Below are 9723 nucleotides of genomic sequence, written 5' to 3'. Positions count from 1 at the left end.
GCCCGGGCGGCGGTGACCAGGACGAGGAGCGCGATGCCGGCTCCTGTCCCGGTGAGTGCACCGGCCACCACCTGCTGGCCGCTCACCACGACGTCGGCCAGCAGGCTCCCCTGCATGATCACTAGGACGGCCGAGACGACCGCGAGCGCCCCCAGCCGCAGCAGGTAACCGCGCAGGGCGGGGGTGGCACGCAGCAGCCGTGGATCAACCGGCTTCATCGGATCCCACCAGCCGCCGCCGGAACACCCAGTACGACCACGCCTGGTAACCGATGACGACCGGGCAGAACAGCACCGCCACCCAGGTCATGATCGTGAGTGTGTAGTGCCCGGACGCGGCGTTGCTGATGGTCAGGCTGTTCTCCGGCGTGCCCAGAGCCGGCAGCACATTGGGGTAGAGCGCGACGAACCAGCTCGTCACCAGCAGCGCGATGGCACCGGCCGTGCCGGTGAAGGCCCAGCCGTCCCGCTCGTTGAACCAGGCCAGTGCCGCGAAGCCGAGTGCGAACAGCGCCATCGCCCCCACCGCGGCCACGGCGATCCCACCGCGGATCGCGACCGTCCACACGGCCAGCCCGGCCAGGGCTGCCAGGGCGGGCGGGATCAGGACCCGGGTTATCCGGCGGGCCCGGTCGCGTATCTCACCGCGGGTCTTCAGCGTCAGGAACACCGCGCCGTGCAGGGTGCACAGCAACGCCGTGGTCACGCCACCCAGCAGGCCGTACGGGTTCAACAGATCGAGGAGCCCGCTGGTCACCTCATGGTCGGGAGTCATCTCCAGGCCACGGACCATGTTGGTACAGGCGACGCCGAACAGCAGCGCCGGCAACGCTCCACCGATCGTGATTCCGCGGTCACACCAGGCCCGTCCGGCCGCCGTGGTGGCCTTTCCCCGATATTCCAGGGAAACCCCGCGGATAATCAGCGAGAACAGGACGAGGAAAAGCGCCAGGTACATTCCACTGAACATGCTCGCATACCACTCCGGAAAAGCGGCGAACATCGCCCCACCGGCGGTGAGCAGCCACACTTCGTTCGCGTCCCAGACCGGACCGATGGTGCCGAGCACCGCCCGGCGGTCAGTTTCGTTGTTACGGCCGACTACCGGCAACAAAGCCGCTACACCGAAGTCGAAGCCTTCCAGGACGAAGAAGCCGACCCACAGGACGGCGACGAGCACGAACCAGAACTCCTCAAGCATCGCCCTACTCCTGGTCCTGGGATGTCAGTAAGCCAGTGACGGCAGCGCCTCGCCGGGCCGCGATTCGCCACCGATGGTCACGTTCGTGCTCAGGGCCGGGATCTCATGCCTGCCGTGTTGCAGGAACAGACGCAGCGCGACCACGGCAAGCGAGCCGTAGATGACGGTGAACCCGGCCAACGTCGCGATCACCGCGGTGGTGGAGACTCCCGGCGAGACCGCGTCGGACGTACGCAGCAGGCCGAACACCGCCCACGGCTGGCGTCCCATCTCGGTGAAGATCCAGCCTGCGGTGTTCGCCGCGTACGGCAGCACAGCGGCACCCATGAACGCCAGCAGCGCATAGCGCCCGCCGGGCAGACGGCCACCGCGCATCCGCCACAGGCCGAAGGCCGCGAGGGTGAGGTAGACCCCACCCAACGCCATCATGATGCGGAAACTCCAGAACGTGACACCCATGACGGGCGTGTAGTCACCGGGGCCGTACTTGGCGACCGCGGCGGCCTGCAGGTTGTTGACCCCTTCCACCTCGGCGGTGAAGGAGTTCGTGGCCATGAACGACAGCATGTAGGGGATCTTGATATCGACCTTGTTCTCACCGTGGGAGACGTCCCCATACGCGAACAGGGACCAGCCCGCGCTCTTCTCGGTGTCCCACAGCGCCTCGGCGGAAGCCATCTTCATCGGCTGCTGCCTGGTCATGACCTGGCCCTGGAAGTGACCGGACAGCAGTACCCCCACCGATGCCACGGCACAGACGACCAGGCCCAGCCGCACGGCCCGCCGGTGCAGTTCGACCTGCTGACCTTTACGCAGGTGCCAACAGGACAGCCCGACCAGCACCGCGCCCCCGGTCAGCAGCGAGGCGGCCAGCACGTGCGGGAAGGTGACCATCTGTGTCGGGTTCGTCAGCGCCTTCCAGATCGAGGTGAGCTCGGCACGCCCGGTCTGCGGGTTGATCCGGTAGCCGACCGGGTGCTGCATCCACGAGTTCGCCGCCAGAATGAAGTACGCACTGATCACGGTTCCGATCGAGGCCAGCCAGATGGTGGCGAGGTGGACGCGCTTGGACAGCCGGTCCCAACCGAAGATCCACAAGCCGAGGAAGGTCGACTCAAGGAAGAACGCGATCAGCGCCTCCATCGCCAGCGGCGGGCCGAAGACGTCCCCGACGAAGCGCGAGTAATCCGACCAGTTCATTCCGAACTGGAATTCCTGGACGATTCCGGTGACCACTCCCATCGCGAAGTTGATGAGCATCAACTTGCCCCAGAAACGGGTCAGGAGGAGCCATTCGACATTTCCGGTCCGGACCCATGCCGTCTGCATTACGGCGACCAGCAGCGACAGTCCGATCGTCAGCGGGACGAACAGGAAGTGGTAGACGGTGGTGATCGCGAACTGCCAGCGGGCAATCGTGTCCTGACTCATCTGTGTTCCTGGATCGTCTGTTCCTGGTTCATCTGTTTTCCTTTCAGCGACCGGGAAACGCAGGCCTCCGGCGGCGCGAAAAAACATGATCGCGCCGCCTTTGGCCGTCTAGCGGATGACAGCGACCGGGCACGGAGCGTGCGTGACGACCTGGTGGCTGACCGACCCGAGCAGCAGCCCGCCGAACCCGCCGCGGCCGCGGGCACCGACCACCAGCAGCTGGGCCGAACGGGCGGCCACGATCAGGCCGTGAGCCGCCGAGTCGGCCACCAGCACGGCTTCGACGGCAACATCGGTACGACTTGCCAGTCCCTGCTCGACCGCCGTGTCAAGGGTGAGACGGGCGGCCTTTTCCAGGACCGCCTCGTCGAACGCGGGCGGGTCGAACGCGGGCAGACAGACGGGGTCGAACGGTGGTTCCGGCAGCCAGCAGCGCGCGACCCGCAGGGGGACTCGGCGTAGTCCCGCCTGGAGTGCCGCCCACCGCAGCGCCGCCAGTGAGCTTTCCGAGCCGTCGACACCGACAAGAATCGGACGGCCGTCCGGCTCAGGTGGTGCCGGCCCACGCACGACGACCACAGGAACGGGTGCTTCCTGCGCGCACCGTGCGGTGACCGAACCGACGAACATCCGACGCATCCGGGCGAGCCCCCGTGCGCCGACGACGAGCATCAGCGCGTCCCGGGACTCCTCCACGAGGGCGTCCGACGGCGCGTCGTAGACGGTACGTTCGACGACATCGACCGCGAGGTCGCCAGGATGCGTCCGCCGGACCGCGTCATGCAGCACCTGCAGCGCCGCATGCTCCAGGTCGTCGACCCCGATCGACGGCGAGATGTCGTCGACCACCCGGGGACGCCCGCCCGGACCCCAGGCGAGTACCGCTCGTATCCGCGTCCCGGTCAACCCGGCATGGGCAAAAGCCCAGCGCAGGGCCAACTCGGCGTCGGCGGACGCGTCGATCCCCACCACGATGTCGAATGTCGTCTCCACACCGTTCACGCTCGCAGCGCCCGGCGACGCGAACGAGAGCGATTCGGGTAGACCACGGGACCGAAGGTCCCGCGTGTCCGGGCCACCCAGCCGAAGGGCACGCGATCATTTCCCGCATACCCGGAGGCTCCCTAGAGCACCCAGCCGAAGGGCACGCGATCATGATTCTTCTCGCGTGCCCGCAGGCTTCGCGGGACCGCCTAGCCGGCGAGCTTGGTGGCGAAGACCGCCGCCTGGGTCCTGCTGGTCAGGCCGAGCTTCTCCAGGATGGAGGAGACGTTGTTCTTGACCGTCTTCTCGGCCAGATGGATCCTGCTGGCGATCTGGCGGTTGGTCAGCCCCTCGGCGATGAGCCCGAGAATCTGACGCTCCCGCTCGCTGAGTGTGGACAGTAGGCGATCCTCCGGCGCACCGTCACGCAGCCGGGTCAGCACCCGCTGGGTAACGGCGGGGTCGAGCATGGACTGGCCGGACGCGACCGTCCGGACAGCGCCGATGAGATCATTACCTCTGATCTGCTTGAGTACGTAACCGGCCGCTCCCGCCATGATCGCGGCGAACAGGGCCTCGTCGTCGTCGTGGGATGTCAGGATCAGGCAGGGCACCTCCGGTGTGCCGGAGCGGATGTCGCGGCACACGTCGATGCCGCTGCCGTCGGGCAGACGGGCGTCGAGGATGGCGACGTCTGGACGTAGCGCCGGGATGCGCCGCAGGGCCTCGGCCACCAGGCCGGCCTCCCCCACGACCTTGATGTCGCCCTGGCTTTCCAGCAGCTCGCGCATCCCGCGCCGGACGATCTCGTGGTCATCGAGAACGAAAACGCGGACAGGCTCCACCAAACCGACGATACGCGCGGCGACGTCTTGACGACCATGGATCGAAGGCATCAGGACATGACAGACCGAAGGGCCTACCGTCGTACGGGTGACTAGCACCGACACCCTGCTCAGGGATCTCGCCCGCAGGATCGTCGAGGCGGCCGGCCTAGCCCCGTCGATCCACAACACCCAGCCGTGGCGCTGGCGAGTGGGCGAGTATGATCTTGCTCTCTTCGCCGACACCTCGCGCCAACTGCACATCGCCGACCCGGACGGCCGGCAGCTCCTGCTGAGCTGCGGCGCGGCCCTGTTGCACGCCCGCCTCGCCGTTCGCGCGGCAGGACTCGTCCCGGATGTGACGCTCTTCCCGTCCGGAGGTGACGATCTTGACGCCGGGCCGTTGGCCACGATTCGCATCACCGGCGGACAGCCGGCCGATCCGCAGGACGAGGCGCTGCTGGCGGCAACGCACCATCGGCACACCGACCGCAGGCCCTTCGACCCTCGCCCGCTGGAACCGGAGCACCTGCGGGCGCTACGGCTGGCCGCCGAGGCGGAGGGTGCATGGCTGGTGTCCCTGGACGACACCGACCTGCGCATCGACACCAGCGTCCTGATCGCCCGCGCGGACTGGCTGGAGAACCACGACCCGGCCTACCGGACAGAGCTGGAGTCGTGGAGCCGGGCGACCCCGGACGCCGAGGACGGCATCCCCCGTGACGTGGTGATCGGCTCGGATCAGCCGCGGCAGTCCGAGTTCGCGATCCGCGACTTCAACGTGGTCGGCGAACCCGGCCTGCACCTGGAGCAGACCGGGGTGGAACGCCCCGGCGTGCTGCTGATCGGCACCGACGCCGACACTGCGGCCGAACGGCTGCGGGCCGGGCAGGCCATGGAGCGGGTTCTGCTGACCGCGACCGCGCGTGGCATCGCGACGTCACCGCTGGGCCAGGCCGTCGACCTCGACGTGACCCGGGAGCTCCTGCGGCATTCCGTTGGCGGCCTGGGGCACATCCAGATGATCATAAGGGTCGGCTATCCGCTTCCCGACGCCGAACCGCTGAAGGCGACTCCCCGCCGATCGGTCAACGACATCCTGCGGTTCGAATGATCTGAACTCCGACGAGCGGGATGCGGGGAACAACCGGGGAACTAGGGTGCCGGCCGCGCAGGTCGCCTCTCGGCGCGTGGTCGCTCGCAGCGACATAGGGGTGAGCCCGGGGGCCATGTCACGGCCGGCACGCATACCTTACCGGCCCCGGAGCGTTTCGGGTGGCGTCCGGGAAGATCCCCGCGAGCCCGGGAAGTTACCTCCCATGTGAGCCTCTCCCGTCCCCTGCCCCTGTCCGTCCTCGATCTCGTGCCGGTGGTGTCCGGTTCAACACCGGTACAGGCGGTACGCAACACCCTCGACCTCGCCCGCCAGACCGAGCAGCTCAGCTACGCCCGGTACTGGATCGCCGAGCACCACGGCATGCCCGGGATCGCGAGTTCGGCAACATCCATCCTGATCGGACAGGTCGGCGCCGCCACCACGAGCATCCGGGTCGGCTCGGGCGGGATCATGCTGCCCAACCACGCACCGCTCGTCATCGCCGAACAGTTCGGGACGCTCGGGGCCCTGTTCCCGGGACGGGTGGATCTCGGCATCGGACGGGCGCCGGGAACCGACCCCGCAACCGCCCACGCGTTGCGGCGCTCGAGCGGGCAGTTGTCCGCCGACGACTTCCCCGAGCAGCTCGCCGAGCTCGTCGCCTTCCTCGGCAACTCCTTTCCCCCCAACCATCCCCTACGGATGGTGACCGCCGTCCCGCACAGCGGGATACCACCGGTCTGGCTGCTCGGTTCCAGTGGGTACAGTGCGCAGCTCGCCGGGTACCTCGGCCTTCCGTTCGCCTTCGCGCACCACTTCAGCTCGATAAACACCCTCCCGGCGCTGGAGCTGTACCGCTCGACGTTCCGGCCGTCCCCGGGGCGGGACCGGCCCTACGCCATGGTCGCCGCCGCCGTCGTGTGCGCGGACACCGACGAGACCGCGCAGTGGCTTGCCGGGCCGACCCGGCTGGCGATGCTGCGGATGCGTAGCGGCCGCCCGGAGGTGTTTCCCACTCCCGAGGAAGCCTCGGCATATCCCTGGACGCCCGCCGAACAAGCCGCCGCCGATAACGCGACCGCCTCACACATCGTAGGATCACCGGACACGGTCCGCGCCAGCCTGGACGCTCTGATCGACGCGACGAACGCGGACGAGATCATGATCGTGACGAACGTCCACCCCCATGCCGCCCGGATCCGCTCCTATGAACTGATCGCCGAGTTCGCGGAACTCGCCGTCCCGCGCCAGCCCCTGTCCGCATGACCTCCCACTCCGTCGGCGGCCGCTGACGGGCCGTCGGCCTACCTGTGTTCGGGATGGATCGTCAACCGCTCGACAGGATCAGAACGATGAAGAAGGCATAAACGATTATGTTGACCAGCCAGCTCTGCGCGCTCATCCAGTCCCTGACCTTGGGCATCGCCCTTTCCGCTCGCCGGCGGAAGAGCAGGTAGGCCAGCAACGGCAGCCCCGCGACCAGGACCGTGGCTGCGATGAACGCCAGGGCCACGCCCAGCGCAGGGTCGGCTCGCTGTAGGTTCACGCCCACCGTCAACAGAACGACGATGTCGGACGGAAACAGCAGGATCAGCAGGAATCCGGTCTCGAACGCCTTCTTCGCATCCGCCGTGACCAGCGCGCCGAGCCACTTCGGCTGTTCGGCGGTCCTGCGCCCCAGATAACTGTGCACGGCCGCCACCAGCAGCAGGCCCACCAGCACGATCTGGATGATGCTGGCGGCCGAGTCCGCCCTGTCGGAGTCATCCAGGGAGACTCCGTTGCCCACCAGCGACGCGAGGCCGGTGGCGATGGCCACACCCAGCGAAGTTGCGATCGCCACTGCGCTGAGGAAGGCGAGGGACAACCGGATCGCCTTCTCGGTCGTGACGAAGACGATCGCCGACATGATCTGCGGTCCAGCCATCATCGTGATGGCGAGTGGGAGTATCTGGAAGCTCAAAGGCCGCTCCGTTCTCCTCGCTGGAGGGCCAAAGGCTGCGCGATCATGATTTTCTCGCGCAGCCGGAGGCCCAGGTCACTGGGCCACTGGAGGGGCAAAAGCGGCGCGATCATGCTCCCTTCGCGCAGACCGGTGTACCGACGCACCTGGTGCCACCGGTCCACTGTCCGGTCGCGACCGGTTCGCGGCCTCACCCGGGACAGGTGGTGTGCCGGGTCAGGACGCCAGGGCCGCGGTGCTGACGTAGGCGAGACTGAACTGGGAGTCGGCGCGGCTACCGTCCGGGTCGAAACAGACGACTTTCGTCGTCACGTCCCCAGCTTCCCCGGCAGGGGGCGACGTCCATCCCGCGATCGCGCAGCGGCGGGTCGGCTCGCCGTAAGGCGTGACCTGAACATGGTCGGGCGCCCGGCCGACACCGGGAAAGACGACTTCATAGATACCGGTCGAGACATGACGGATCGTGTTCGTCTTCTTCGCGCTGTTGGCGGAGTACCGAGGCCACACGTCGACGGTCCGCTCCAGCGGCGGCTGCAGGATCTTCCCGGTCCCCTCCTCCTCCAGCCCGGAGAAGGAGTGCCCGAACGCCGCGTTCTCCACGGGAATCACCGTGTGCTGGTTGCCGTACACGACGACGAACGGCGCGTCCGTCCACGTCTGCCCGTCCGCGCACCCGACGAAGATGGTCTGACGGTCGGGATGCACCTCCCGGCCGAGCGCACTGCAGCCCACTGTTGTGGAACCGACCGCGTTGACCTGGAGGTTGTTGCCGGTACGGGCGTAGAGAGCGCCGATCAGGTCGATCGAGTAGTGGCCGATGCCGGTCCAGTTGATCTCGATGGTGCCGGGGCCGGCGAGACTGTAGCTGTTTTCCGGACGGACCTGCTGCTGGCTCGGCGCGTCGTCACGGAAATAGGCATACGGCTCGCTGGGATTCGGACGATGGGACGCCGGCGCGAACGTGAACAACGCGGTGAAACGGGAGTCGACATAGGCCCCGGTGAGTGATCGGCAGGCCAGGGTGACCTCTTCGTCCAGGCCCGACGGTGCCCAGTTCTCGGTATGGCAGTGCACCGGTGCGTCACCGACTGCGGACACGACCGCGGCGCCCCGGCCACCGGGCACCCCGACGCGGGGGAAGATCACGCTGTAGCGACCCGTCTCCCGGCGGATCACCGTCGCCCGAGCCTGCCTGGTGGCCGCGGCAAACTGCCAGCTACCGGCCTGTACCTCACTCGCGGGCACCCGCGGGACGCCGATGGCGGGCGCGGCCTCGTCCGAGCGGAGGAAGCCCCATACCGGCGCGGTGGGGTCCGCTGTCGGTGTGGGCGCGGGTGAGTTGGCGGCGGGGGCGCCCGGCGAATCCGAACTGCCGCACCCCGGCGTCAACAGCAGGACGACAGCCATCACGGCAACGAGTGCATAGGCGGTTACCGGAAACAATCGTCGCGGCTGCGGCATACCGGCAGCATGCCATGCCCCGTCGAATGGGAAAGCCGCGAGTCAGCGATACGACCGGCGGAGTAGTTTTAGGTGGGCCAAAAGGCACACGACCACAACTCCTACCGCATGCCCGCAGGCACCGGGGGAAGCTGGTCCGAGCGCTTGCGGACCCGGCCACTGTGGACAGCATGCTGCGGGCCGAACCCGGGAGGGAACCCGCTGTGGGGGTGGATCAGAGGATGGCGCTGCCGGATGCGGCCATGGGTGTACAGACCGCGGCCATGGGTGTACAGACCGTTGCGCTGGGTCCGGAGGACCCCGGCCAGCTCGGTTCCTACACCCTGCTGGGCAAGCTCGGCCAGGGCGGGATGGGAACCGTCTACCTCGGGCGCTCCGAAACCGGCCGGCTGGTCGCTATCAAGGTGATCCGCGCCGACGTGGCCGACGACGACGAGTTCCGTTCGCGGTTCCGCCTGGAGGCCGAAACGGCCCGCCGGGTCGCCCGGGTGTGCACCGCCGAGGTGCTCGCGGCCGAGCCCGACGCCGAGCAGCCCTACCTTGTCACCGAGTTCATCGAGGGCAGGACGCTGGCGAAGTTCGTCGCCGAGAGCGGCCCGCTGTCAGCGGCGAACCTCGAGCAGCTCGCGGTCGGCGTGGCCGCGGCCCTGACCGCGATCCACAGCGCCGGCATCGTGCACCGTGACCTCAAGCCGTCCAACGTGGTGCTCTCCCCCTTCGGGCCCCGCGTGATCGACTTCGGGATCGCCCGAGCGCTGGACTCC

General features: G+C 68.0%; 9 protein-coding genes and 1 pseudogene. 3 read left to right on the top strand and 7 right to left on the bottom strand.

Annotated elements, in window-relative coordinates:
* The 5 genes and pseudogenes from DD1DGNOD_RS26645 to DD1DGNOD_RS07265 form a co-directional block, all read right to left on the bottom strand.
* Positions 1-218, bottom strand: a pseudogene (locus DD1DGNOD_RS26645) (thiol reductant ABC exporter subunit CydD); the annotation flags it as partial.
* Positions 205-1200, bottom strand: coding sequence for a cytochrome d ubiquinol oxidase subunit II (gene cydB / locus DD1DGNOD_RS07280; RefSeq protein WP_131765836.1), 996 nt, complete (start codon positions 1198-1200; stop codon positions 205-207). The gene cydB and the pseudogene DD1DGNOD_RS26645, both read right to left, overlap by 14 nt.
* A gap of 24 nt (positions 1201-1224) precedes the next feature.
* Positions 1225-2631, bottom strand: coding sequence for a cytochrome ubiquinol oxidase subunit I (locus DD1DGNOD_RS07275; RefSeq protein WP_131765835.1), 1407 nt, complete (start codon positions 2629-2631; stop codon positions 1225-1227).
* Between the two features lie 108 nt (positions 2632-2739).
* Complete coding sequence (locus DD1DGNOD_RS07270) at positions 2740-3633, bottom strand: universal stress protein (protein ID WP_241255527.1); 894 nt, start codon at positions 3631-3633, stop codon at positions 2740-2742.
* A gap of 191 nt (positions 3634-3824) precedes the next feature.
* Positions 3825-4460, bottom strand: a complete 636-nt coding sequence (locus DD1DGNOD_RS07265) for a response regulator transcription factor (protein ID WP_131765834.1) — start codon at positions 4458-4460, stop codon at positions 3825-3827.
* Between the two features lie 88 nt (positions 4461-4548).
* Between DD1DGNOD_RS07265 and DD1DGNOD_RS07260 the strand changes: the two genes are divergently transcribed.
* On the top strand, positions 4549-5553 hold the full coding sequence (locus DD1DGNOD_RS07260; RefSeq protein ID WP_131765833.1) for an Acg family FMN-binding oxidoreductase: 1005 nt from the start codon (positions 4549-4551) through the stop codon (positions 5551-5553).
* Positions 5554-5760: 207 nt separating this feature from the next.
* Positions 5761-6801: an LLM class flavin-dependent oxidoreductase gene (locus tag DD1DGNOD_RS07255; protein WP_131769721.1), complete on the top strand. Its 1041-nt coding sequence runs from the start codon at positions 5761-5763 to the stop codon at positions 6799-6801.
* A 61-nt stretch (positions 6802-6862) separates the two neighbouring features.
* Here the strand turns inward: DD1DGNOD_RS07255 and DD1DGNOD_RS07250 are convergent, their stop codons facing one another.
* Both DD1DGNOD_RS07250 and DD1DGNOD_RS07245 read right to left on the bottom strand, forming a co-directional pair.
* Positions 6863-7498 (bottom strand): GAP family protein, encoded by a 636-nt coding sequence (locus DD1DGNOD_RS07250; RefSeq protein ID WP_131769720.1) that lies wholly within the window; start codon positions 7496-7498, stop codon positions 6863-6865.
* 216 nt (positions 7499-7714) lie between these two features.
* Positions 7715-8959 (bottom strand): hypothetical protein, encoded by a 1245-nt coding sequence (locus DD1DGNOD_RS07245; RefSeq protein WP_131765830.1) that lies wholly within the window; start codon positions 8957-8959, stop codon positions 7715-7717.
* 263 nt (positions 8960-9222) lie between these two features.
* Here DD1DGNOD_RS07245 and DD1DGNOD_RS07240 point away from each other — a divergent pair.
* The coding region (locus DD1DGNOD_RS07240; RefSeq protein ID WP_131769722.1) for a serine/threonine-protein kinase at positions 9223-9723 on the top strand (501 nt) is incomplete at its 3' end.

It is taken from the genome of Candidatus Protofrankia californiensis, from assembly GCF_900634765.1.
Taxonomy (GTDB): domain Bacteria; phylum Actinomycetota; class Actinomycetes; order Frankiales; family Frankiaceae; genus Protofrankia; species Protofrankia californiensis.
The sequence above is the reverse complement of the archived record's forward strand: the minus strand, read 5'-3'. Positions and strand labels throughout refer to the sequence as shown.